This is a genomic window from Edaphobacter modestus (genome assembly GCF_004217555.1).
Taxonomy (GTDB): domain Bacteria; phylum Acidobacteriota; class Terriglobia; order Terriglobales; family Acidobacteriaceae; genus Edaphobacter; species Edaphobacter modestus.
In genome coordinates this window covers 57574-83109 of the sequence record NZ_SHKW01000002.1, presented here as the reverse complement: position 1 = coordinate 83109, position 25536 = coordinate 57574, and the positions used below count along the sequence as shown (strand labels likewise).

At 57.2% G+C, this 25536-nt stretch carries 22 protein-coding genes and 1 pseudogene; 17 read left to right on the top strand and 6 right to left on the bottom strand.

The window, feature by feature from the left end; all coding sequences use genetic code 11:
* The first annotated feature begins 3 nt into the window (after window positions 1–3).
* The 4 genes from BDD14_RS26200 to BDD14_RS26185 all read left to right on the top strand — a co-directional run bounded on the left by BDD14_RS26200 (window position 4) and on the right by BDD14_RS26185 (window position 3416).
* Window positions 4–927: a PDDEXK nuclease domain-containing protein gene (locus BDD14_RS26200; protein ID WP_130423747.1), complete on the top strand. Its 924-nt coding sequence runs from the start codon at window positions 4–6 to the stop codon at window positions 925–927.
* Window positions 914–2118, top strand: a protein-coding gene (locus tag BDD14_RS26195) for an IS3 family transposase (protein WP_130420958.1) whose coding sequence is annotated in 2 segments (ribosomal slippage) — window positions 914–1181 and window positions 1181–2118 — 1206 coding nt in all. Because the reading frame shifts where the segments join, the coding sequence is not laid out codon by codon here. Before BDD14_RS26200 ends, BDD14_RS26195 begins: the two co-directional genes overlap by 14 nt.
* 116 nt (window positions 2119–2234) lie before the next feature.
* Entirely contained in the window at window positions 2235–2624 is a 390-nt protein-coding gene (locus BDD14_RS26190; protein WP_130423745.1) for a cupin domain-containing protein, read from the top strand.
* Between the two features lie 3 nt (window positions 2625–2627).
* A complete protein-coding gene (locus tag BDD14_RS26185; protein ID WP_130423743.1) occupies window positions 2628–3416 on the top strand; it encodes an SDR family oxidoreductase in 789 nt (262 codons plus the stop codon).
* A gap of 82 nt (window positions 3417–3498) precedes the next feature.
* Here the strand turns inward: BDD14_RS26185 and BDD14_RS32065 are convergent, their stop codons facing one another.
* The gene (locus BDD14_RS32065; protein WP_165420302.1) at window positions 3499–3639 is read right to left on the bottom strand and encodes a hypothetical protein; all 141 of its coding nucleotides are present in this window, start codon (window positions 3637–3639) and stop codon (window positions 3499–3501) included.
* Between the two features lie 261 nt (window positions 3640–3900).
* Here BDD14_RS32065 and BDD14_RS26180 point away from each other — a divergent pair, with 261 nt between their 5' ends.
* The 8 genes and pseudogenes from BDD14_RS26180 to BDD14_RS26145 all read left to right on the top strand — a co-directional run bounded on the left by BDD14_RS26180 (window position 3901) and on the right by BDD14_RS26145 (window position 14372).
* A complete protein-coding gene (locus tag BDD14_RS26180) occupies window positions 3901–5061 on the top strand; it encodes an IS30 family transposase (protein ID WP_130423741.1) in 1161 nt (386 codons plus the stop codon).
* 256 nt (window positions 5062–5317) lie between these two features.
* A complete protein-coding gene (locus tag BDD14_RS26175; RefSeq protein ID WP_130423739.1) occupies window positions 5318–5653 on the top strand; it encodes a hypothetical protein in 336 nt (111 codons plus the stop codon).
* 447 nt (window positions 5654–6100) lie between these two features.
* Window positions 6101–8287, top strand: a complete 2187-nt coding sequence (locus BDD14_RS26170; RefSeq protein ID WP_130423737.1) for a glucoamylase family protein — start codon at window positions 6101–6103, stop codon at window positions 8285–8287.
* A 311-nt stretch (window positions 8288–8598) separates the two neighbouring features.
* A complete protein-coding gene (locus BDD14_RS26165) occupies window positions 8599–9759 on the top strand; it encodes an IS30 family transposase (protein ID WP_130417389.1) in 1161 nt (386 codons plus the stop codon).
* Between the two features lie 66 nt (window positions 9760–9825).
* A complete protein-coding gene (locus BDD14_RS26160; protein ID WP_130423735.1) occupies window positions 9826–10710 on the top strand; it encodes a hypothetical protein in 885 nt (294 codons plus the stop codon).
* A gap of 366 nt (window positions 10711–11076) precedes the next feature.
* Entirely contained in the window at window positions 11077–12165 is a 1089-nt protein-coding gene (locus BDD14_RS26155) for a ferritin-like domain-containing protein (protein ID WP_130423733.1), read from the top strand.
* Between the two features lie 209 nt (window positions 12166–12374).
* Window positions 12375–13407: pseudogene (locus tag BDD14_RS26150) on the top strand (IS110 family RNA-guided transposase).
* A gap of 488 nt (window positions 13408–13895) precedes the next feature.
* A complete protein-coding gene (locus tag BDD14_RS26145) occupies window positions 13896–14372 on the top strand; it encodes a hypothetical protein (RefSeq protein WP_130423731.1) in 477 nt (158 codons plus the stop codon).
* A 163-nt stretch (window positions 14373–14535) separates the two neighbouring features.
* Here the strand turns inward: BDD14_RS26145 and BDD14_RS26140 are convergent, their stop codons facing one another.
* Entirely contained in the window at window positions 14536–17184 is a 2649-nt protein-coding gene (locus BDD14_RS26140) for an ABC transporter permease (protein ID WP_130423729.1), read from the bottom strand.
* Window positions 17181–17528, bottom strand: a complete 348-nt coding sequence (locus BDD14_RS26135) for a PadR family transcriptional regulator (protein ID WP_130423727.1) — start codon at window positions 17526–17528, stop codon at window positions 17181–17183. Before BDD14_RS26135 ends, BDD14_RS26140 begins: the two co-directional genes overlap by 4 nt.
* A gap of 228 nt (window positions 17529–17756) precedes the next feature.
* On the opposite strand from BDD14_RS26135, the gene BDD14_RS26130 reads away from it, so the two are divergent.
* From BDD14_RS26130 to BDD14_RS26120, 3 genes are all read left to right on the top strand, one after another.
* Complete coding sequence (locus BDD14_RS26130; protein WP_130417052.1) at window positions 17757–18788, top strand: IS110 family RNA-guided transposase; 1032 nt, start codon at window positions 17757–17759, stop codon at window positions 18786–18788.
* A gap of 773 nt (window positions 18789–19561) precedes the next feature.
* Complete coding sequence (locus tag BDD14_RS26125; RefSeq protein ID WP_130423725.1) at window positions 19562–20185, top strand: recombinase family protein; 624 nt, start codon at window positions 19562–19564, stop codon at window positions 20183–20185.
* 200 nt (window positions 20186–20385) lie between these two features.
* Window positions 20386–20835: an HNH endonuclease gene (locus tag BDD14_RS26120; protein ID WP_130423723.1), complete on the top strand. Its 450-nt coding sequence runs from the start codon at window positions 20386–20388 to the stop codon at window positions 20833–20835.
* Between the two features lie 791 nt (window positions 20836–21626).
* Here the strand turns inward: BDD14_RS26120 and BDD14_RS26115 are convergent.
* Window positions 21627–22352 (bottom strand): hypothetical protein, encoded by a 726-nt coding sequence (locus tag BDD14_RS26115; protein ID WP_130423721.1) that lies wholly within the window; start codon window positions 22350–22352, stop codon window positions 21627–21629.
* Window positions 22349–23056: a hypothetical protein gene (locus tag BDD14_RS26110; protein WP_130423719.1), complete on the bottom strand. Its 708-nt coding sequence runs from the start codon at window positions 23054–23056 to the stop codon at window positions 22349–22351. Before BDD14_RS26110 ends, BDD14_RS26115 begins: the two co-directional genes overlap by 4 nt.
* Before the next feature lie 96 nt (window positions 23057–23152).
* On the opposite strand from BDD14_RS26110, the gene BDD14_RS26105 reads away from it, so the two are divergent.
* Both BDD14_RS26105 and BDD14_RS26100 read left to right on the top strand, forming a co-directional pair.
* Window positions 23153–23452 carry a hypothetical protein gene (locus BDD14_RS26105; protein WP_130423717.1) on the top strand — a complete coding sequence of 100 codons (300 nt, stop codon included), beginning with the start codon at window positions 23153–23155 and terminating at the stop codon, window positions 23450–23452.
* Window positions 23449–24426, top strand: a complete 978-nt coding sequence (locus BDD14_RS26100) for a tyrosine-type recombinase/integrase (RefSeq protein WP_130423715.1) — start codon at window positions 23449–23451, stop codon at window positions 24424–24426. The genes BDD14_RS26105 and BDD14_RS26100 overlap by 4 nt, the downstream gene beginning before the upstream one ends.
* A 75-nt stretch (window positions 24427–24501) precedes the next feature.
* Here the strand turns inward: BDD14_RS26100 and BDD14_RS26095 are convergent, their stop codons facing one another.
* Window positions 24502–24813 carry a hypothetical protein gene (locus BDD14_RS26095; protein WP_130423713.1) on the bottom strand — a complete coding sequence of 104 codons (312 nt, stop codon included), beginning with the start codon at window positions 24811–24813 and terminating at the stop codon, window positions 24502–24504.
* Window positions 24814–25536 lie beyond the last annotated feature (723 nt).

The following is a 25536-nucleotide window of genomic DNA, read 5'->3' as shown; positions in this document are numbered from 1 at the left end:
GCAATGAATGACGCCCCTCTCGTTCCTGAAAACTATATAGACATCCATGAAGGGATCGTCAAGCTCCTTGGCACTGCTCGTGCTGCCTCGGTCCGCACGGTCAACGCATTGATGACTGCTACGTATTGGGAAATCGGACGAAGGATTGTTGATTCGGAGCAGGCAGGCCAGCAACGTGCAGAATACGGAGAGGCGCTGATTCGGAGGTTAGCCAGCGACCTTACGCCGCGTTTTGGCAGAGGATTCGGATGGCGCAACCTCATGCAAATGCGTGCGTTCTTCGTCGCATGGCCATCATCGAAGATACTGCAGACACCGTCTGCAATATCTATTGCCTTGCCCGAATTGGCTACAAAGTTCCCGTTGCCCTGGTCTGCTTATGTTCGGCTGCTCTCCGTCAAGAATCCAGAGGCCCGAATTTTCTATGAGGCAGAAGCTCTCCGAGCTGGCTGGTCCGTTCGACAGCTTGATCGGCAGATTAGCAGCCTGTTCTACGAAAGAATCGCCCTATCAAAAAATAAGGCAGCAATGTTGGAGAAGGCCGAAACCGCCGAGCCTAGCGATGTCGTTACCCCAGAAGAGACGATCAAGGACCCGTTCGTCCTGGAGTTCCTGGACCTCAAGGACGAATACTCCGAATCCGATATGGAGGAGTCGCTGATCGAGCACCTCACTGACTTCCTGTTGGAGCTGGGTGACGACTTCACCTTTCTCGGTCGTCAGCGGAGGCTTCGCATTGATGACACTTGGTTTCGCATTGACCTGGTCTTCTTCCACCGCCGCCTGCGCTGTCTGCTCATTGTCGATTTGAAGGTCGGCAAGTTCAGCTACGCTGACGCTGGCCAGATGCATCTGGAGTGCCCGGCTTGCTTTGTACCAGTGACTAAGAGACACACTGGAACGAGGAGAGCATATGGCACGAGGTAAGAGGTATCAGCCAGAGCAGGTGGTGAACCTGCTCCGTCAGATTGAAGTGGCAGTGGCGAACGGGAAGACGACAGCGCAGGCGTGCAAGGAAGCGGAAATCGTGGAGCAGACGTACTTCCGTTGGCGCAAGGAGTATGGCGGTCTGCAGGTGGATCAGGCGAAGCGGTTGAAGGAGCTTGAGCAGGAGAACGCGAAGCTGAAACGGTTGGTCGCTGAGTTGAGCCTGGACAAGCTTGTGTTGAAGGACATCGCCTCGGGAAACTTCTAAGCCCTGAACGACGGCGCAATGCGGTCAACCGTGCCTGCGAGCATGGAGTCAGTGAGCGGCATGCGTGCCTTCTGTTGGGGCAACCCAGGGGCACGCAGCGCTACCGGCCGACACAGCGTGAAGACGAGGATGCTCTGACTCGGGCCATTGTTACCCTTACCAGCCAGTATGGCCGCTATGGGTATCGCCGGATCACGGCGCTACTCCAGCGAGCCGGCTGGCAGGTCGGCAAGGACCGAGTCGAACGCATCTGGCGTCGTGAAGGGCTGAAGGTACCAAAGAAGCAGAAGGCGAGAGGGCGGTTATGGCTCAACGATGGCTCGTGTGTGCGGCTCAGGCCGACACACTCGAACCATGTCTGGAGCTACGACTTCGTGAGTGCGCGAACGCACGATGGCCGCAGTGTGCGCATCCTCAACCTGATCGACGAGCACAGCCGGGAGTGCCTGCTGATACGGGCCGAACGGCGCTGGAGTTCGGCCAAGGTCATCAGCGCTCTGGCTGACGTCATGGTCTGGAAAGGAGTTCCCGAGCACATACGTTCTGACAATGGGCCCGAGTTCGTGGCCAAAGACCTGCGCAAATGGCTGGCGAACACAGGAGCAAAGACACTGTATATCGAACCCGGCTCTCCCTGGGAGAACGGCTACTGTGAGAGCTTCAACTCGAAGCTGCGGGATGAGTTCCTCAACGGAGAGATCTTCTACTCCATCAAAGAGCTTCGCGTGCTGGCAGAACGCTGGCGCGTCCACTACAACACCGTCAGACCACACTCTTCGCTGGGATATACACCACCAGCTCCGGCGGCCCGGATGATCGCAACAAGCAAGGGGCATGGAGAAGTGGAAACCGCTACGCGCTTCCCACTTCTCCACACCCCAGACGGCGGCTATCTGAACTCAGAGATAAACGCGCTACACTAACTCCTCATTGGTACAAAACATCGGGCAAGCCAATCTCGACCTGACGACTCGTGATTTGTCTGTCTTGTGTAAGTGATCTATCCCGGCTGGGACAAAGATAAAGGAGAGCGAGCGTTATGGATGACCCAAAGGATAGGCCTTCCTACGTGCGGTGGAAGGACGTTGAGGTGGAGGAACTGAGTCCGCTGATCGGGCGGCAGTTTGTAGTTGGGAAGGACGTGATGGTGGCGCGCGTTCTGCTGAAGAAAGGCGCGAATGTCCCTCTGCACCATCATCACAACGAGCAGATTACGTACATCCTGGAAGGTGCGCTGGAGTTCCTGATTGCGGGAGAGCGCATCGTGGTGCGGGCGGGGGAGGTGTTGTGCATTCCGCCGAATGTTCCGCATGAGGCCAATGCGCTGGAGGACACGGTGGATGTCGATATCTTCAATCCTCCGCGGCAGGATTGGATCGATCGCGATGATGCGTATCTTCGGCGCGGGACGACAGCGGAGAAGGGGTGACGGTTGGATCTTGGGCTTCGCGGTAGAAGTGTGATCGTTGCGGCTTCGAGCGAAGGAATTGCTCGCGCTGCTGCGGAGAGGTTTGCGGCGGAGGGGGCACGGGTGGCGATGTGCTCGCGCGATGGCGAGAAGCTGAGGAAGGCGGCGGAGGAGATTCGAGCGCGTTATGCGGTGGAGGTACTGGCGGAGCCGGTGGATGTGACGGATGCGGCGGCGGTGCATAGGTTCGTCGGTCAGGTGGCGGAGCGGATGGGTGGGGTGGATGTGTGTGTGACGAATGCGGGCGGGCCTCCAGCGAAGATGTTTCTGGAGACGACGGGCGAGGAGTGGCAGAGGGCGATTGAGCTGAACCTGATGAGCATCGTCCATTTCGCCCGCGCGGTGGTGCCACATATGCAGCGGAGGAGGTGGGGGCGCATCGTCACTATTACGTCGGTCTCTGTTCGCCAGCCGGTGTACGACCTTGTGTACTCGAATGCGGCGCGGGCGGGGGTTCTGGGGCTGGTGAAGAGCCTGTCCAACGAGTTCGGCAGGGACGGCATTACGGTGAACAATGTGGGACCCGGCTACACGGCGACGCAGCGGCTTATGGAGATCGTGGCCAAGCGAGCGAGTGCTGCGGACGTGAGTGACAGTGAGTACATGGAACGCCTGGTGGGGGAGGCCGCGCTGGGGCGCGTGGGTGAGCCGGAGGAGGTGGCCGATGCGATTGTGTGGCTGGCGTCGGAGCGTGCGTCGTACATCACGGGGCAGACGCTGCTGGTTGATGGCGGTCTCTACAAGGGGCTGTGAGGCGCGGGCAGAGGCGACGGCGGCGTGATAGGGTTTGCGGTCACCGGTGTTCTGGTGACCGCTTTGTTTGAAGACGCGGCGTTCAGGCGATTGCCGGTTCGTGCTGCAGTTTCTTCTGCCACTTCGCTGCCTCGGCGGATTTGATCCACTCGCCGGCGATCTGGCGGGTGGGGACGTTGTCCCATGAAGGAATAACCTCGGCATCTGAATCCTGATCTGTCACTTGGTATCAAAAAGGACGGTTTGTGAGTTCCTCTGAATCGCTCCATAAGCTATGTCACAAACAAACAGAGTGAGAGTCGAATGCATTGGGGAACCGAAACTCGGTTTGAATATCTTGGAAGAGTTGCTGAAGGGAAGCTGAACCAGCAGTTCCCTGAAAGCGCTTGGGAAGCGATAAGCCGTAGTTTCCCAAAATGTGGGCGGTCTCAACCGGTCGGTGCAACACCATCTGATATGAATTCATTTTCTAAAGGTGGTGTTTATGGCACAAGGAAAACGGGACAGGCTTTCCACGGAGCAGCGGATCAAGATGTGGCGCCGTTGGAAGGCTGGTGAGTCGTTGCATGAGATTGGGCGCGTCTTCGGCAAGGACCATGGCTCCATTCAGTTCTTGTTGTCGCAGCGCGGCGGGATAGTTCCGGCCGCTCGTCGGCGCTCGCTGCGAACGCTCACGGTGGCCGAGCGGGAAGACATCTCACGAGGCATTGCTTCCGGTTCGTCGATTCGGGAGATAGCCAGAGGGCTGCAGCGGACTGCCTCGACGGTGAGCCGGGAGGTGTCGCGTCACGGCGGGCGGCCACTCTATCGAGCCAGCGAAGCAGATCGTCAGGCCTGGGAGTCGGCTCTGCGACCCAAGGTGTGCCTTCTTGCCATCGACCAGAAGCTGCGGACGATCGTGGCCAGTAAACTGATCCTGGACTGGTCGCCGGAACAGATTTCGGCATGGTTGAAAGTGAGCTATCCCAGGAACGAGAGCATGCGTGTGTCCCACGAAACCATCTACCGCAGCTTATTCATCCAGGCCCGCGGAGTGCTGAAAAAAGAGCTGGTTCAGCACCTCAGGTCAAAGCGGCTTATACGTCGCTCACGACACTCTCGCGCTGCGGGACAGTCTCGAGGTCAGATCGTTGATGCCATCTCTATTAGCGAAAGACCTGCGGAGGTTGAAGACCGCGCTGTTCCCGGTCATTGGGAGGGCGACCTGCTCGCAGGCAGCAAAAACAGTCATATCGCAACCCTGGTGGAACGTCATTCGCGTTTCGTCATGCTCATCAAAGTGCCCAGCAAAGACACAACGACGGTCGTCGCCGCGCTGAGCAAGCACGTGCTTAGACTCCCCGCGACCCTGCGGCGCTCGTTGACCTGGGACCGGGGACACGAGATGGCCAAACACAAGAGCTTCACGGTGGACACGGATGTAAAGGTCTACTTCTGTGATCCACAGAGTCCCTGGCAGCGCGGCACCAATGAAAATACCAACGGCCTGCTGAGACAGTACTTCCCTAAGAGGACAGACTTGTCCGTCTACTCGCAAGCCGATCTCAACAAGGTAGCCCTGCGCCTCAATCAACGCCCACGAGAGACCTTGGGCTTTCAAACCCCGGCGAGTAAACTGCAAGCCAGTGTTGCATCGACCGGTTGAGCCCGCCTGACTTTTCAGGAACCACCTAAAGCAGCGTTATCCCACCATATTATTCGCTGATATCCTGAGGCCCGAGGGCTCGATGGGGCGCAGCAAATGGATTGCAATTTCGGTACTCGCGGTCGGCATCAGTCTCCTCTGGAAACCGATTGTGGTTCTAGCTTGGAGAGCTTCACACCCGAGTAGAATCCTCTTTCACGCTCATGTACTCCACGTCGGCTTTCCATGGGTGGTCGTGGCGAACCGGGGAGACACCGTGAAAGCAGAAACTTTCTCGACGCTCCGTCCCGCCTTCAAAGACAAATTCTCGAGCGTGATCTTTGGTAGACAGACAGGTCAGATGTCCAGTGAGGACGATAAGACATGGCTTCAGGAGCGTTCTCGCATCTTCGCGGAACATGGACTTCAAAAGACCGACGGACGATTTTTCCTTGATGGCCGGGTCTTATGTGCTGAATCTCAGCTCGGGGCTGGACAGAGCGACTACTACTGCCGATCGTTAGACGGCTTCACAATTGCGTACGTAGGGAATCCTGAACATCTCCAATCGGCATTGAAGATTCTTGACTCGTTGAGCAAGACCAGCAAATGAAAGCCGGTATCGCCCAACCTCCCGCAAAACGGGATTTTGACCAAGTTCGGATCTCCCGCGCACGCCTTCGGCGCGGATGAGATTTGAACACTCACCCGGCAACCAATCGAGTTCTATAAAAAGGGATGTCAAGAAAAAGTCTCACAACGATCAGTCTTAACAAGTCCGCTTCTCGGAAGTTTGCGGATGCGGTTCAAGCCGTTGTTCCCTGAAAACGGGGCGGTCTCAACCGGTCGAGACCGCCGGGGTTATCGGTAAGTTCCGCGACAGCAATAGAACTCAGGTCCCTTTTCTCTCTTCTGAGAACAGCGATATTATGGGGGCCGATGGGCCGCTCGTTCTCGCGTCTCGCGCTCCAGCCCGATTCGCAGTCGCCCAATAGCGCGCCGTGGTTGCCTATTGCTTCGCAACCCTCCAGTTGGAGTGTTGTGCAAAGGAGAAGATTTAATGGAATGGCAGAAGAACCAGTTCTTTCGCGTGGTAGCCGCGGTCGCGCTGATTGTTGGATTGCTGTTGAGCGGTCAGTGCGGGCGGGCGGATCAACATTTCTCGCAGGAGGTGTTCTTTGAAAACAGCGTGGCCTCAGGGTCGTACCCGTATAGCAGAGGGAAGGTGTCGGCACCGAGTACGCTTAAGCTGGTTGACGGCAAGCTTCCGGTGGAGACGGCGGAGTATGTTAGCGGGCCGAATGCGCTCGAGCTGCAATGGAAATCAATGGCGAACGGTGGGTGGGACGTACAGTTGAACGTCTACCACTGGCGCAACCGGGAGATCAACTGGGCAGGCGACAGCCTGTTCCTGTGGCTTTGGAGCGACGAAGCGATCGCGCCAGCTGACCTGCCCCGGATCGCGCTGATCGACCTGGACCGTGGACACACATCACAGATGCCCCTGGGGGCGTTTACGACGGAGCTGAAGGCGAAGCGTTGGACACGCGTGCGGGTGCCACTGGCACGCTTCACGAGCACCTCGCTGAAACCGTTCGCGACAAACCGGCTGAGTGCAATCGTGCTGGCCCAGGGTGTGGCGGATGCGAGATTGCACAAACTTTACCTGGACGATATTCGGATCGAGAACAGTCAGCTGCTCGAACAAGCGCCGAAACCGCCACCGAACCTTGAGGCGCGCGGCTATGAGCGGCACGTGGATCTCCGCTGGGAGGGCGCGGACGACCCGACAATTGCGCAGTATGTAATCTATCGTTCCCTGAACGGGGGTGCCTATAAGGCGATCGGGGTGCAGCGTTACGGCGTGAACCGATACGCGGACTATGTCGGGGATCCGCATGCGACGGCAAGCTACAAGGTCTCGGCACGAACCTCGGCGATGGCGGAGTCGGCGATGACGTACATGGCAACGGCAAAAACGCGGCCAATGACGGACGACGAGTTACTGACGATGGTCGAGGAGGCGAGCTTTCGCTATTACTGGGAGGCGGCAGAGCCGGTATCAGGCATGGCGCGCGAGTCGCAGCCGGGAGCTGATGATGTCATCGCGCTGGGTGCGAGCGGCTTTGGTGTGATGGCGATGGTGGTCGCAGCCGACCGCGGCTTTATTACGCGCGAGCAAGGCATTGACCGCATGCTCCAGATCACACGATTTCTCGAGCGGGCAGACCGATACCACGGGGCGTGGCCGCACTTCCTGAGCGGAAGGACAGGACACACGATCGCGGTATTCGGAATTTACGACGATGGTGCGGACCTGGTAGAGACCTCGTTTTTGATGGAAGGCCTGCTGACAGCCCGGCAATACTTCAATAGAGAGAACCCAAAAGAGCGGGAACTGCGTGACCGGATCACGGCACTTTGGCTCGGCGTGGAGTGGGACTGGTTTCGCGCGACGCCGAAGCGGGACGCGCTCTATTGGCATTGGTCACCGGACTACGCATATCACATTGCGAATCGGCTTCAGGGCTGGAACGAGGTCATGATCACTTACTTGCTCGCGATCGCTTCCCCAACGCACGGTGTTCCGGCCAGCCTGTACTGGACAGGATATGCGCGGGAGGGCACGGGTTGGCCCTACGGGATCAAGCGGACGTACTTCGGGATTCCGCTCGAACAGGGATATGTGGAGGGATCACCCGGGCCGTTGTTCTTCACACAATATTCGTATCTGGGATACGATCCGCGCGGCATGCGCGATAAATACACCAACTACTTCCGCAACAGCCAAAACGAGTCGTTGGTAAGCCAGGCATACTCGGTGGCGAACCCAGGGCACTTCAAAGGTTATGGCGCGAATAGCTGGGGCCTGACAGCGGTAGACGGGCCGAACGACAGGTATCACGAGTACAAGCCGTTTGCCACGGACGACGGCACAATTGCGCCGACGGGAGCAATCAGCGCGTATGCATATACGCCGAATGCCTCCATGGCGGCGTTGAAGCACTGGTACCGCGACCTTGGCGCACAGCTCTGGGACATCTACGGCTTTCGCGATGCTTTCAACGAGCAGGAGAACTGGTATTCGGGAATCACGATGGGACTGAACCAGGCGCCACAGACTGTGATGATAGAGAATGGGCGCACAGCGCTGGTGTGGCGCACCTTTATGTCCAACCCGGAGATTCGGCCGATGCAACAATCGATTGGGCTCATGCCGGATAGGGACATTTCTCCGGATAAGTGAGCTTCATCGCGGTGAAGAGTGAGCCTTGAAAGTTTCATTGATGGACTGATGAACAAGGCGCAGACGTATAAGGTTCAAATGACTTCGGATGGGCACTCAAAGCCTCTCTGGAGACCGTTCAGAATAATTGACGTAACCACCCGGGCGGCCGGGTTCTGCTTTGCGATTTTGGCTACTTTCCGGAAACGGTGTTGCCGGCAACTTCGCGTCCCGTCGATTCAGACGCTAATGAACTTGCCGCAAACCGGGGTGCATTCGATAGGTCGCTGCAACACCATCTAGTAGAAGTTCTTCTATTGAGGATGGTGTTTATGAGTGAAGGAAAGCAGTCGAGACTATCTCCCGCGGAGAAGGCTGATGTTTGGAGCCGATGGAAGGCGGGGGAGTCGTTGCATGAGATTGGGCGTGCCTACGGCAAGCCCCATAACTGCATTCGCTGTGTGTTGTTGCCTCGCGGAGGGATTGCTCCAGCCGCTCGCCAGCGCTCTCGCATAGCGCTCACCTTGGCTGAGCGAGAGGACATTTCGCGAGGAATGGCTTCCGGCTCATCGATCCGCACGATAGCCAGCGGCCTCGGTCGGGCGGCGTCGACAGTGAGCCGGGAGGTCACGCGCCATGGCGGCCGTGCCGCCTATCGCGCCCACGATGCGGATAACCAGGCCTGGGGGTCGGGGTTACGACCCAAGAGGTGTCTTCTGGCCAGCAACCGCAAGTTGCGGAAGATGGTTGCGAGTAAGCTGGTGTTGGACTGGTCGCCGGAGCAGATTTCCGGATGGCTGAAGACACAGTATCCTGACGACGAGAGCATGCGCGTGTCCCACGAGACCATTTACCGAAGCCTGTTCATCCAGGCGCGGGGCGTGCTGAAACAAGAGCTGATGGAGCACTTGCGGAGCAAGCGGCGCATGCGCCGCTCGCTCCATGCAACGGTCAGCGGACAGTCCCGCGGCCAGATCGTCGATGCCGTCTCGATCCGTGAAAGGCCCGCGGAAGTGGAAGACCGAGCGGTTCCTGGGCATTGGGAAGGTGATCTGCTGAGCGGCGCAAAGAACAGTTACATCGCGACTTTAGTGGAGCGTCATTCACGCTTTGCCATGCTGGTCAAGGTGCCGGGCAAAGACACTGAAGCGGTCGTTCAAGCCTTGAGCCGGCATGTTCGTAAACTCCCGGCGACCCTGCGGCGTTCGCTGACGTGGGATCGCGGGTTGGAGATGGCCAGGCACAAGGAGTTTACAGTGGCTACCAAGGTGAAAGTGTACTTCTGCGATCCGCAGAGTCCCTGGCAGCGCGGCACCAATGAAAACACCAATCTATTATTGCGACAATACTTCCCCCGAGGAACCAACCTTGCCCCTATCTCGCAAGCGCAGCTCGACCAGGTCGCGCTGCGCTTGAATCAACGTCCCAGAAAGACCTTGGGTTTCCAAACTCCTGCAGCTAGACTGCAAGCAAGTGTTGCGTCGACCGTCTGAGCCAGCAGGACTTTCTGGAAACTTCGCTCTTGGCTGGTAAAGTGGTGGCTTAGTTGGGAGGGCGCTGTGCTGAGATGGATACCTCTGGTCTTCACTGTGATTTTGATTTCAGGAGCGCCTACAATCGCCGCGCAGCAGGCCGCGACAGAAGCAGGAACCCTCCAACGCCGATATGCAGAAGGGGCGGTCTCGCACTACCTGATGACAGGCAATAACGACGGCTGGCAGTACACCATTCACGCGACCGACGTGGTGAAGCGCGATGCGAACGGTCGATTCTACGAAGAAACCGGCTGGTCGGGCCTCACCTCCAACGCTCAGCAGACTCTCACTCCTGCAAGCCTTGCTCTGCGCCAGACCGTCTCTCTGGATGACCCTGTGTCGTATCTGAAGGTGCCGAACTTGGCTAACGTTCAACCTCTCCTGATCGGACCTATCACGGATACGTTGACCATCTATAGCGATCTCCTGCTGGCCATGCGGGCAAAGCTTGTGCATCCGGCCCAGACCGCGTATGTATCGCATACTACTCCCAATTCTTGGACCGACGGACAACGTATCTTGCTCGGCCAAGACGTGGTTGATTTCTCGCTCAAAGTAGAGACCGTAGACCCGGTTCAACAAACGGAAACACTACTGATACAGCACGTGCCTCCTCCGGCGCTTCATATTCAGGTACCTGCGAAGTGGATGCAGGAGGCAACGTCGACTAAGCCCAACAACTTCGTACAGGTATCCAAGCAGGATGACGGATTCACTGTAGAGATGGGCAAGGAAACGTTCGACGTTCGACTTCTCGTGGACACCCGCCATGGCCACATACTTTCCGCGGCGATGCACAACCCCGTTGAGCTCACAACTCGTACATGCACAGACCGGGAACTGACGCAGCGCGGGCCAGAAGCTTCAAAGACCATTCTTCGAGAAATCACCTGGAAGCTGGTGCCGTAGCCATGAAAAGTGAATTAGTCTCCGGAAGTCGGCACCGAACCCCACTGGCCGAGTGAACTTGCTCAAAGAGGACTTTTTTCGGACAGTTCGGCAGACCGTTCCGTTCCGTATGTTCCACTCGTCTTCCCCAACGCAGGTTACTGAACCATGAATGTGCAGTCTGCCAGAGATTGCCGCTTGCTTCGGAAGTGTATGGAGGTCCACAGATAGGACCGGATACTACCGAAAAAAGCGCAGTTGCGAAGCAACCAAATCAGCAGAACAAGAACAAGACAAACACCTAACAACTCCATGACAAGCGAGCTCGAGAGCCCTCGTTAACGTGTTTCCAACGAGCCAGCTCATGGTTCGTCAAGGTGAAAACACATGGAAAAGCAAGCACGTATCACGGGAGATCCGCTCAACCGCCGCTCATTTATGAGGGGTGGTTTAGTGGCTGGTGGCGCTGCAGCTATGGGCGTCGGATTGTTGAGCAGTAATCGTCCAGCCTTCGGACAGGATTCGGATGACAGAGGGCGGGATCTGAGCCGGGGCGATTCGGCGATTCTTCGGTTTCTCGCCGCAGCGGAGCTGATCGAGGCCGACCTCTGGACGCAGTATGCCGAACTGGGAGGTGTGACCGGTAGCGCGATGAACGCCTATCAAACTGCCTTCACCAATCTGGATGGGGACGGCATGCAGTACATCACAAGCAACACGCTGGATGAAGTAAGTCATTCCGACTTCCTGAATGCTTACCTGGAATCCAAGGGAGCAGATCCGGTGAACCTGGATGCCTTCCGGCAGTTGCAGGGAAGCAAGGCGACCGGAGCTAAAAATATCGGCCGTCTCACCAACCTCATGCACCTCACCGTAGACACAAGCTGGTACACGCGGTATCGCAGCACCACCAACCCGGACTTCGGCGCGACCTTCCCACAGGCGCTTAACATCAACAACCGCTCGGCCATCCCGGTCACGGACGCCGACTTCGACAACTCCACACATATTCAGGCCATCGCAGATATCGCTGCATTTCACTTTGGCTCGATCGAGCAAGGTGGCACAAGTCTCTACGCTGCAATGAGCCAGAAAGCCTCAGGCGCCGAGGTGCTCGAGATCACGCTGGGTATTGGTGGCAGTGAGATCGCTCACTTTCTCGAGTGGGTCGACTTTGCCGGCAACGCCGTTCAAGGCCCCCCCATCACCGATCAGGGTCTCACCTTCCCCAACTTCAACAATCCTCCTAATCCCCAGCTACAGACAAACCTGATCTTCCCCATTCCTTGCGAATTCATCAACCCCAACCTGCCGAAGTGTGCGGTCATCCGTCCACTGACCGACCAAAACGCTGGTGCGGTGGCTGCGGTGAAGAGTCTCACAGGAAGCGGGCTTTTCATGGGGCAGTCAAAGCAGTTCTTTGGAACGCTGCAGCAGCTGGCCATAGAAGCGGATGAAGCAAGGCGGTCGTCTTAGTCTGACTGGCAGTCCTCCCCAACCAAACAAGGCTTTGAGCGTCTGCAGGAGTCTTTTCGACAGATTCAAGGCCTCGTTTGTTTCGTTTAAAGTGGCAAGGTTAGGCTGATCGTTGTTTCCCTGAAAACGGGGTTACTGAGATGGTCCGCCGCTTGAACTTCACGGTTAGTGTGGAGGATCTTGTAGACAGGTTCAGGAGGACCATCGACATGCAGGTTCATTCCGTTGGCATTGATCTTGGCAAGACGAGCTTTTACCTGGTGGCGCTCGGCGATAACGGCAAGGTGCTGCTGAAGAAGAAGTTCACCCAGAAGCAGTTGATCAGCTTCACCGCCAACATGCAGACCTCTTTGATCGGGATGGAGGCCTGTTCGGGGGCGCACTTCCTCGGCCGCGTTTTGCGAGCACAAGGCCATGATGTCAAGCTGATCCCGGCCCAGTTCGTGAAGCCTTTTGTGAAGTCGAACAAGAACGACTTCCTCGATGCAGAAGCGATTGCCGAGGCGGTGGGTCGCCAGAACATGCGGTTTGTGCCGATCAAGACAGATGATCAGCTGGATCTACAGGCTCTTCATCGCGTGCGAGATCGGCTGATCGCACGACGAACGTCCGTGATCAACCAGCTGCGTGCCTTCTTGCTTGAGCGCGGTCTGGTCTTCGCGAAGAGCCCGGCCAAGCTTCGCGAGCGTATGCCTGAGATCCTCGAGAACGCCGAAGAAGATCTCACTCCCCGTATGCGGAACCTGCTCGCTCTGCTCTGGAACGAGTGGAAGGATCTTGAGCAGCAGGTGGTCGATCTGAACCATGAAGTGGAGCTGATCGCCTCGAGTGATGCGGCATGCCTACGGCTCAGGCAGATCCCTGGCATTGGCCCTTTGGTGGCAAACCGCGATCGTGGCTTCGATCGGCAACGGTGCTGCGTTCCACAAGGGGCGAGAGTTCGCCGCCTGGATGGGGCTGGTGCCGAAACAGTACTCGACCGGTGGCAAGGCCAAGCTCTACGGGATCAGTAAGCGCGGCAATCCCTACCTGCGCAAGATCCTGATTCACGGGGCACGCGCAATGGTGTTGCGATGCAAGCGCGACCGAGTCGCGATGGGCGCATGGATGACGGCGCTTGAAGCAAGGGCACCACGCAACGTGCTCATCGTCGCGGCAGCCAACAAGCTGGCGCGGATCGCATGGGCGGTGCTATCGAGTGGCCAGGACTATCGGGCAGTTCAAGACCCGGTTGCTGCGTAGCCAAGCGTAACCATCAACATCAAGTTCTCCCACCGAGGTCTGCACCGGACAAGTGAAGATGAAAGAACAGTCAAAACGGCGCACCTGAAGCTGTTTGCCGAATCGGCCCTTACACGGCCGAGGGGTTTCGAAGGACAGGTACGCGGCGTATCTCATCATGGCCAGGAGGCACATCTCCACAAACAGGCCGGATACATTGACGCAGACTTTCTTCATCCACCAACTTTTCCCTTGCAGTCAGACGGCGGACCATACATTTCGGCAACTACGACCACCAGGGCGCCCGATCAGTCTCGAACTTGCCGGAAAGCGGACTTTCAGGGAGGTAGACTGGCAGCGCATATGGAAGGGTGAATTCAGGATGCCAATGACGAAGCTGACGTTCGACGAACGAAGCTGCTCACCCAAACGGCAATTCCAAGAGACGCAGCCAGAGTTGGCTGCCATAGGGCGGTCGTCGAGAGCTCGATTGACGGAGGGCGTTAATCATGATCGTCCGATGCGTTTCCAGCTTTTTTATGACGGAGCACTCTACGTGGGTGGCCGAATGGGCATGGGGATTGCTATTGATCGTGCTGACTGTCCTCATCCACACGTCGGGCCTATGGATGGTAAGGCAGACGGCGCTTCGGGCTCTCAGTCATCCCGTTCTTCGCCGCCACCACAGGACCATGATGCTCACGATCACCTCCGGCATGACCTTGTCGGCGGCGGCCCTGCACGGAATGGAGGCCGCTCTCTGGGCGCTTGTGTATCGATTTCTCAAAGCCTTGCCCGATTATCAAGTAGCAATGCTTTACTCGCTGAACGCGATTACAAGCTATGGCCACACGAACCTGCAGCTGGAAGACCGCTGGCACCTCATGGGCGCAATGGAGGCGCTGAACGGGTGGCTCTTATTCGGGCTGAGCGCCGCCTTCCTGTTCGCCATGATGCATAGGCTTTGGTCATTAGATAGCGAGTGAGAACACGGACCCGGCCAGCTTACAAGTCTGGCGCTGGTGACACTGCAAAAGTTGCGGACACGCTGGACGACGATCAGACCGACGCCATGAACCGAGTCGACATCTGGTGAAATGGCTGAACCACGTCCAGAGCTGGCGTGTGATGGGCATCCCTCCACCTGCCTCACTCTTCTCGCATGAGTTTGGATGGATCGAGGGCAAGCGCTCGACGGGCAGGAATGACGGACGCTGCAATGCCGATGAGCGCCATCGTCAGTACGGCTCCACCCACGACTACGGGATCTCGCGGATTCGCCTGATACACAATCTGCCCCATCAGGCGGCTTGCGAAGATGCCCGACAATAGGCCCGCTATAGATCCCACGCCGAGCAGGACAATGGGACGGCCGATGGCTGCGCTTATCACTTGTGTTTTGCGGGCACCCAAGGCGACGCGGATCCCTAGTTCCTTCGTCCGCTTGCTCACGCTGTAGGCTGCCAAACCGAAGATGCCAGTCACGGCCAGCATCGCAGCCAGCAGTCCCATGACACCCAGGACCACTGTAGCAGCCCGCGCCGGAAACAACTCACCATCCAAGGCATCAGTCCAGCGATGCACGGTAATTGGCACATTCGGCGTGATGCTGCGCAGCGTGTGTTCGAGCGTCGCAGCCATCTCGTTTGGCGCCCGCTGCGTTCGCACCACGTAGACTTCTCCGCTCTCCTCGCTCTGCGAGAACGGTAGATACACCACAGGCTGAGGTGACTCTTGCATGTCGTGATACTTACCGTCTTCCGCCACGCCCACCACTTCCGTGAAGGAGCCCCATAGGATAAAGTGTTGTCCGATCGGCTGTGTTTCTCCCCACATCTTGCGGGCGAAGGTTTCGTTCACGATTGCTACATGTGGTGTCTTAGGGGTGTCTTGCCACAAGACATCACGCCCGCTCAGTAGCCGGGTGCCGGCAGCCTCAAGGTATCCCGGCGACATCGTAAACACGTACGGCGCCAGTACAGCGTTGTTCAGCTTGAACTCTGTTGTCCCCGGCCGGAAGATCGGTGTCCCGTGCATTCCGCCAGTAAAGGGCGTCCGGCTCACCATCCCCACCGCCGTCACGCCGGGGACACTACGCGCCGCCTCAAGGATCGCTCTCTTCGTCTGAAGCGACCCATCGCGTGTCTCCCCTATCTGGCTCATATCGATGTCGACAAGCATTGCCTCGTGTGGCTGGAAACCCAGAGGCACTTGCAGGGCACGCACCATGCCACGCACAGCCACTAGCGAGGCTGTTACCAGAAGCGTACAGATGGCAATCTGCACCCCCAGCAAAAGGTCACGCAAGGCGAACCGACCGAGATGCATTGCATCCGCCGATCCGTTCTTCAGGCTCTGCAATGGATCGCTCATCCACACCTGCCGCGCCGGAACCAGGCCAAACCCAAGCGCACTTCCGAGCGTCAATGTCAGACCTACCAGGTACACGCGCGCGTCCACACCTACTTTCAGAGTGCCAACGAACGGAGACGACCGGTTTAACACACCGAGCAGGAGGTAGGCGCTAGCCAGGCCCGCTACTCCGCCCAGTAGCGATAGCAGTACGGCCTCGGTCAGCAGTTGCCGCACCAGTCGCCGCCGGCCTGATCCAAGGGCCACGCGAAGCGCCAGCTCGCGGCTGCGATCTGCCACGCGTGCCGCAAACAATGTTGCCAGGTTCGCGCATGCTGCCACCAGAACCAGCAGCGCCAGCATGGTCACGCTAAACAGAAACCCACGAATGACATCGCCCTCATCCCCGATGAGTCCTGGATGGATGAGGCGCAGCGGCTGTCCGTCGTCAGTCTCCGGGTAGTCCTTTGATAGCTGGGCAGCAATCGCATTCAAATCGTCCGTTGCTTGTTGCGACGTCACGCCCGTCTTAAGCCTTCCGATCACCGTGACGGTTGTGGATGTTCTGCTATGCAGGTCGTCCCACCCTTCCACCTGCTCCTGGTTCACCATGGGCACCCAGTAGTCCGGCCATACAAACCGCTCAGTGCCGTGAAACTGCGCCGATGCCACGCCCAACACCGTAAATGGATGCTTGTTCAGATCCACGGTCATCCCGACGACCCTTGGATCGGCATGAAATGTGCTTCGCCATAGAGCATCGCTCAATACCAAATAAGGCGCTGAATTCGGGCCATGCTCATCTGCCGCGTGGAAGAATCTGCCTGCCTGCGGCTGAACCCCCAGGAGATCGAAATAATTGCCGGTGACCTCATCGCCATGGACCGACATCACTGCGTTACCCCATCTCAGCCCGGCGTGAGAGTACCCGTAGATCCCTGCCATTCCGCTGAAGGTCGTGTTGCGCTTCCGGAAATCCTCAAACGCGGGATATGATGTCGTCAGTAACCGTCCGATCGCCCACTGCTTATGCCGCACCTGGTACAGACTTTGCGGCTCCCGTACCTCGAGCGGGTGCAGCAGGATTGCATTCAGCACTCCGAAGACGACGACGTTTGCCCCAATACCCAGCATCAAAGTGACTAAGGCTACGAGCGTGAACGTAGGAGATTTCCGAAGAACGCGGGATGCATAACGCACGTCCAGCAGCATACTTTCCGCAAATGGCAGGCCCTTTTCAGCGTAATAGCTTTCCCGGATCGCCTCCACGGCCCCAAACTTCAGACGGGCTCGGCGGCTGGCTTCTTCGATCGTCATGCCGGCCTGAATGTTCTCTTCCGTCAGAGCCACAATATGCGATTCCATCTCTTCTTTGAAGCGCTCATCACTGCGGTGCCTGCTTGAAAAGTTGAGCAGACGCGTAAAAAAGCGATTCAGGGATCTCACGCCAGATCCTCCGCTTTCACTTCAAAAAAGCGCGAGATGATCGCCGCTGTCTGTTCCCAATTGCGCTTTTCAGCATCCAGCAATTTCTGTCCCACACGCGTCAGCCGATAGAAGCGCGCGCGGCGGTTGTTCTCCGAGGGGGCCCACTCCGATGCGACGGCACCGTCTTGCTCAAGCCTCAACAGGACGGGATAGAGCGTTCCCTGATTAACCGAAAGCAGCTCGCCGCTGATCTGCTCGATGCGTCGAGCGACGCCATACCCGTGCAGCGGACCCAACACCTCGAGAGTCTTCAGAACCATCAACGCCAACGTTCCTTGCTGGACATCCTTTTTCTGTTTCATGGGGTGCATCCTCAAGCCGCTCATTTGGCTTACCAACAGGAGGATGCCACATTCTCTACTGGGAAAGCAACAGGTGAGCCGTGAGGGCCCTCGCACGCTCTGTGCGGGATTCGGAGGTAATCATTGTTTTTGTAGTGCACGTAAAACGGGGTTACTGAGATGGTCCGCCGCTTAAACCTCATCCTGGCGATGAGGATCTTATAGGCAGATTGAAGGAGGATCATCGACATGGAGATTCGTTCCGTAGGCATTGACCTTGGCAAGACGACCTTTCACCTGGTGGCTCTTGGCGATAACTGCAAGGTGCTGCTGAAGAAGAAGTTTACCCAGAAGCAGTTGATTGCCTTCACCGCTAACCTGCAGACCTCTTTGATCGGGATGGAGGCCTGTTCCGGGGCGCACTTCCTGGGCCGTACTTTACGAGAACAAGGCCACGATGTGAAGCTGATCCCGGCCCAGTTCGTGAAGCCATTCGTGAAGTCGAACAAGAACGACTTCCTGGATGCGGAAGCCATTGCTGAGGCTGTGGATCGGGAGAACATGCGATTTGTTCCGATCAAGACGGACGACCAGCTGGATCTGCAGGCATTGCATCGTGTGCGCGATCGTTTGATCGCGCGAAGAACCTCAGTCATCAACCAGCTGCGGGCCTTCCTGCTGGAGCGGGGTCTGGTATTTGCAAAGAGCCCGGCCAGGCTGCGCGAGCGCATGCCCGAGATCCTCGAGAACGCCGAGGAAGATCTCACTCCGCGTATGCGGAACCTGCTGGCTCAACTTTGGAACGAGTGGAAGGATCTTGAACAGCGGGTGGTCGATCTGAACCAGGAAGTGGAGCTGATTGCCTCAAGTGATGCGGCATGCACGCGGCTCAGGCAGATCCCCGGCGTTGGCCCGCTGGTCGCAACCGCGATCGTAGCCGCGATCGGTAACGGCGCAGCCTTCCATAAGGGGCGTGAGTTTTCTTCCTGGCTTGGGCTTGTGCCACGACAGCACTCGACCGGTGGTAAGGCCCGCCTCTTCGGTATCAGCAAGCGCGGTAACAACTACCTGCGCAAGATCTTCATCCATGGAGCCCGCGCAGTCGTATTGCGATCGAAGCGAGACCGCGTCGCCATGGGCGCGTGGATGACCGCTCTTGAAGCCAGAGCGCCACGCAACGTGCTCATCGTCGCCACGGCAAACAAACTGGCAAGGATCGCTTGGGCCGTGCTGTCAAGCCGCCAGGACTATCGGGCAGTTCAAGAGCCAGTCGCGGCCTAGCTAAGCGTAGCTATCAAGATCAAGTTCTCCCACCGAGGTCTGCACCGGATAAGTAAAGATGAAAGAACAGTCAAACGGCGTACCTGAAACCTGATTGCTCAATAGGCTCTTCCACAGCCGAGGGGTTTTGTAGGACAGGTACGCGGCGTATCTCATCATGGCCAGGAGACTGATCTCCACCAAAAGGCCGGATACATTGACGCAGACATTCCTTCATCCATAAACTTTTCCCTTGCATTCAGACGGCGGACCATACATTTCGGCAACTACGAGACAATCTTCGTTAGTCCGCGGTCGGCGTTTCTAACCTCGATTAGTGATAAATCTCTAGTGCCGTATCGACAGTGCTCCGCAGATAGAGGTTGGCGGAGAGCAGGACAGTTGGTGTGGAGCAGTGTGGATACGGCGATTTGGACTAAACCGTGTGGGGATTTGGCAGGGCAATTGCGTTATGGGGATTCAATGTAGCGCAGCAATTTCGTGCCGACTCCGACATTGACCTGTGCAGAAAAGTTCTGATCGCCGTGTTGATTCTGATGGCGTGCAGCATGCAAATTGCCCTGCCAAATCGTACTACTTTCCAGCTACCCGCGAAGCGGGTTTAGTCCAAATCGCCGATGTCCTCATCGCCTTCAGCTTAGGACGTCAAATACGACGGTTTATGGAACGTTTGCGAGCCGTCTTGTGATGCGAGTTCTGAATCCCCCTAAATCATACCACAACTCACGTCACAAACAAATAGAATATGACATGATTTGTGATATCTTTTTCTCATGGTTATTGGATACGCTCGCGTCTCGACGGACGACCAGACGAACGCGGCCCAGCTCACGGAGCTGAAGAAGGCCGGTTGCAAAAGGATCTACGAGGAGAAGATCAGCGGCCGGAATATCGATCGACCTGAGCTGACCCGTTGCCTTGACCGGCTGGATGAGGGAGACACGCTCGTGGTGTGGCGTCTTGACCGTCTGGGGAGATCGTTAGCCGATTTGTTGGAGATTGTGAATACTCTTCAGCGGCGCAAGATCGCTTTCGTCTCTCTGAAAGAGAAGTTCGATACGAGCCATGCCGCAGGACGCTTGATCTTTCACGTCTTCGCATCGCTGGCCGAGTTTGGGAGGGAACTGATTCGAGAGCGGACTATGGCGGGGCTGGCTACCGCCAAAGCTCGCGGGCGGCTGGGAGGACGCAAGCCGAAGCTGGCGAAGGACCAGATGAACAAGATCCGCTCATTGTGGGACGGCAATCAGTATTCGAAACACGAACTCGGGGCGATGTTTAATGTGTCGAAGTCCACCATTGACCGCATCGTTAGGCCGGGACCGGTGAAGCTAAAAGTCTCTGCGAAAGCGAGGAAGTCGAAAAGAACATCAGTCAGGCCGAGGGGAGGGAAGTGATGCGAGTAATTTGCACTGGGGGTGGGTTCGACGTTGAGGGAGAAGTTATCGGCGGTGAAGACTTCGACCCGATCACTGGGACGTGCGATCTTGATTCAACTTTCACTGTGCGCTGCGATGATGGAGCATTGTTCCAGGTCCACGGTTGGATGGTTGAGGTTGAGGCAGTTGAGCCCCGGCGTACTTTGGTCATGTAAACGATGAAGACGAAGCCTATTCAACGTGCGCTCTGTTGTCCGTGTGGGTGCGAGAAGATTCTTGCGTTGGGACTCTGCGCGACCTGCTACACCCTGAAGAGGCAGGACGAAGAATACTTCGGAGGCCATCGCGAGACCGTTCTTGCGCGAGATGGCCATCTATGCAGAATTCCCGGTTGTACAAGCCTGAAGCGCGGCAAACGGTCATTGGCCGTACACCATCGCGTGCCGGGAAACAATAACCCAGATCTGATGATTACGCTCTGCCTGGGCCATCATGCTATGGTGACTCGAACGCAGATGCTTCGTAGGGAATGGCCGGAGCTGCTTCGCGTTCTATGGCGTGAGCAGCATCCAGAAGCGCACGAACAAACTAACCTGAATTTTGCAGTAAAGCCGGTTGCAGTGAAGCTCGTTCCTCTGTTTCCAGAGGATCGAATGTTACGCAAATAGAATTGGAGGGTAGAGATGAAGCGTATATATGTAGCGATAGCGGCGCTGATCTGTTTGGCAGGTTGCAAGTCTGAGAAAGGATCTGTCGAGAGTCCACAAACCAGTATCGTCCAGCAGGTTAAAGATGCCGGATTCACAGAACCGGACCTCAGTAAAGCGAATGTGGCTGACCTGCAAGTTTGGCTCATGCAGCACGGCGACGTAGCGAAGAACATCGCCGCCCCGTGCAAGTCGGCTATGAAGGCGGATTCGGTTTGGCAGCACTCGGAAGAGGGTCGTATTTGTCTGGCAGAGAAGGGGAACCTAAACGGCGGAGCGTGAGTGGCCGAACAACCGTAGCACCAACTCATGAGACCGAGCGAATTCAATGCACGATGGCTTACACCAGTCCCAGGGCGGGACTTCGATCCTCCCGCGTGCGATACGGGGCTGGTGTTATTACGCCGCTGGGCTGTGCACGATCCGGCCCTGGCGGCGTCCCCGCCAAATATTCCTGATGACGCAACGGGGCAATACGCTGAAGCGTTTTATAGGCATATGAACAAGTGTCCGAAGTGCAATGAAGCGCGAGGATCGTGAACATTCCTGATATCGACATTTAAACGATTCCAGTTAAATTAACCTCAGGCTTTCAGATGGCTCTTTCAATTCAAGATAAGCACGAAATGGGGGACACCTCCTATGACGATGTCCATGCTCGACATAATTAACCCTTTTCGCGTAATCAATGAGCGCGATGTCCGAGCTTTGGACTAGAGGAATGCCATACCCACGCTTCGGGGAAAGAACGGCTAAACGTCGCTGTAGCCGATGCCAAGGTAACGATGCTTTATGTGGGTGGGGTCGTCCTCATTGTACGTCCAGCCATGGTCCTGCAGGCGCTTCTTCCACTGGCGCTGTTTCCGGTCGAAACCGTACCAAAGGGAAATGGTCTCATTCCAATGGCGGGTATGTTCCGGCATGTAGCCGTAAGGCAAAAGGCCCAGCACAACGTCATTGCCGTAGGACAAAGGCAGGTCACGCAGCATCGGTGCAAGCTGGGCGCTGTGCAGCTTCCACCTTTCATCCTGTACATGAATGCCGAACTGATAGCCGTCGCGCACCGGCCGGAAAAAGAACTTCGGGCCGTTCCTGATTTCACCAATCCCGGGCGTCCAGGTCGCCGCGCCGCACGGTATCTGCTTGTAAAGGTCCAGCTTCGTGCTGTAGTCGCGGTCGTCCGACCTGGCGAAGATCGCGGCGCTAAGTGCTGTGAAAGTGAAGTTCTCGAACTTCGGGCCGTCGGTCGGCGCGAGCTTCAGATCCTCCCATAGGCCGTCATAGTTGATGCCGATGACAAGGCGGTAGGGTTTGAAAGTGGCAAGGTCCTTCAGGATGTAAAGCCATATTGCGACAAGCGAGAATGCGCCGCCAATCAGCCAGGCCGCCTCGTAGCGTAACCCGCCGTAGTAATGCAGTGCCGATGCGCATGCAAAGACAAGAAGGAGCAGGCCGGCCCGCTCGATGATGAGCCTCATACGTCCCACCAGCGAAGCGAACCGTACTTGTTGCGATAGTCCCATGCGCTCATGACTTCGGCATCAGACTGATAGGTAAAGCCGGCGGCGGTCAGAATCTCGCGCGCTTTGTCGTGGCTTTCATAGCCACGCTGCAACGCCCAAAAGAATTTATAGGGCAGCATGAACATCACTAGGCCTTTGCCGCGTGTCGAGCCATGTAAGGAATAAAGCTGCTCCCGCGTGAGTAATGCCAGCTCGTAGCCCTCCGTCGTCGTGCGCATCTCGATCTGGTCGGAAAGCTCGAAAGTCCTTTTGCTGACGCGGTCGCCATACGCCGGAAGATCAATGTTGATTTCCAACGTCGAAGAATAATGGTTTGTCGTGTTGACGTAGAAAAGTTCCGGCTCTAGCCAGGTGAAGACGATCCAGCCACGACCGGGCATGTCCTTCGATATAAGGCCGGCGGCTTCCGAGAGCGCGTCGTTGTAAAGGCCGGCATCGTGAAGCGCTTCGCCGATGTTCATCCCGATACGAAACTGGAACCGGGCGAACGGCTGCGGCGCATGGGCGCTCTTCCAGAATTCGTGGCCGACGCCGGCAAGAAAGAATGCGCCGCCGGTCACGATCACGGCGCGCCAGGAAAAGCCGGCACCGTAGACGGCCAGGAGCAAAGCGACGGCGAAGAAACAGCAGCCAATCACGATGTTCTGTTTTTTACCCATTCGAGCATGTTACAGAAGGGGTTCCTCGGGGCTCTCAAAGGTCGATGGATTGAGTAACATAAAGGACGTTATGTTACTTCACTTGCGGAGGCCGCTATGAGCAGTCTGTACACATGGGGCGGAACATATTTTGGCAAGCGTCAGGGCGATTCGCTTTTCACGCTGAACGGCGTCGAGGCTGGACGCTTTCGAGGCGACGAGGTTTTCGGCTCCGATGGCTCTTATCTCGGGGAGCTGAAAAGCGGCAAGCTCATCACCAACACTTCCAAGGGATCAAGGCGGGCCAGCAGCTTTGCAGGACGCAGCCAGGTTGGTCATGTCGGTTCGGTCGGCCGGGTTGGCACAGTCATGATCGCGGGCTACGAAGATTTTCCCGGCCCGGATAGTTTCCGATGACAGAGCTAATCGCACGACAAGCTTCTTTCCTGTCGTCCGATTCATCGGCGGGTCTGGCCCTGCCGGCCATCATCGCTGCGGCTGGCGAACGCGCCTCCAATCGCTTCATCGAATTCTTCACCGCGACCATACGCAACCGCAATACGCGCCTGGCTTATGGCCGGGCTGTCGGCGCGTTCCTGAGCTGGTGCGAGGACAAAGGCCTGAGCTTCGACCGCATCGGGCCGGTGTTTGTCGCCGCCTATGTCGAAACGCTGCTGGCGAACGACATGGCGAAGCCATCGGTCAAGCAGCATCTGGCCGCGATCCGCATGATGTTCGATTTCATGGTGACGGGCGGGATCCTGCCTTTCAATCCCGCCGCGTCGGTGCGGGGGCCTAAGCACGTCGTAAAGGTCGGCAAAACGCCCGTGCTGCAGCCGGACGAAGCAAGAGCGCTGTTTGACAGTATCGACATATCGACGCCGGCGGGCCTGCGCGATCGCGCTCTCCTCGGCGTCATGGTCTATAGCTTCGCGCGCGTATCGGCTGTCGTTGGAATGGACGTCGGCGATTACTACCAGCAGGGTAAGCGATGGTGGCTGCGGCTGGCCGAGAAAGGCGGCAAAGCTCATGCCGTGCCGGCGCATCATCTTGCGGAAGAATATCTCGACGCCTATTTGGCTGTACTCGGGCACCCCCCTCAAGGCCCTCTATGGCGTTCGATGACAAAAGAGCGGGTTTTAGGTGCGAACCGAATGCACCGTGTCGATGCGTTCCGCATGATCAAGCGCCGCTGCGCTGCTGCTGAAATGGGAAGTCAGTCGAATTGCCATACATTTCGGGCGACAGGTATCACTGCCTATCTCCTGAACGGTGGCAGCATCGAAGGCGCGCAAGCCATCGCCGCACATGAAAGCCCGCGCACGACGAAGCTCTATGATCGATCGGGTGACACATTGACGCTCGCCGAAGTCGAGCGCATAACCATCTAGGAACGCGATGGAGCTGACACTCTCTGCACGCTCGATCAGCCGCCCCTCTCTCACAGGTGCAATTTCCTACCTAAGTCAGTGGGCAGCCCGATAATCCAGGATTTGACCGCTGGCGCCATCTGCGCCAGCTTGGCCGACGCGGCCTGGAGGGCCTGCAGCACCAGGACTTCCTGCATCGGTACCTCCTGCAGCGCCTTTCGGGGGAGCTCCGGCGCCACCCGCCCCGCCCGGGCCGCCCGGGCCCGCAGGGCCGCCGGCGCCGCCCTTTCCTCCATCTGCCTTGATATCGAGTCGTGGAATCGCGCCCGACCTTACTCCTGAGCTGACATCAAAGATGACAGTCCCTCCGTTGCCGCCCGCTTGGCCTGGAGCACCGTCGCCTCCCACTCCTCCGGTTCCTCCGCTAGTCCCATTAGATCCTCCATGGGCTCCGGTGATATCGAAGTCCCTCTGTGTTCCTTGTCTTCCGCTTGCTCCAGGGGCACCTGGTGCCCCCGCGGCTCCATCGGCCCCTGGTTCGCCAGTGTTTATGATCTGTAACGAAGTGCCACTTATGCGATCGGCTTTAATAAGAATTGGAGCCGCTGATCTTCCTGCTGCTGTTCCCGGCTCGAAAGAGATAATTTTGGGGGCGCCTTGGAATTCCATTTCAGCGCAGTCGAAAGTCACCTTATTGCCGTTCGTGACAAGAACTGCGCCATCTGTGAATAGGATTTTTTCAGCCTTGTAGTTTTTGGGCGTTGTCAGAACCTGTTTGCCCGAGAACGTCTCGGCAGAGGTTCTGCCAGATGCCGTCGGTGCGCACGTACCTCGGGTCGTTTGGAGAATGAAAACAGCTTCTTGGTTTACGGGTATGCTGCAATTTAGAACAACACCGGCTTCGCTAATCGTCTGGCTTTGACGTATCGGCGGACTGCATTTGGCATCGTACGCTTGAAAGAATTCAACTTTTGGTGCCAGGGTATCGCCGGCCGTGTGATCCCAATTCGCTTTGAATAAGGCTCCATTCATTTTGCTAGTGACGGAACATGAAAGCGCAGCTTTCGGCCCCCCACAAGAGTTCTGAATGCAGGCCGTCCATGCCTGCAAAATTTCAGGGGCGGCCTGTTT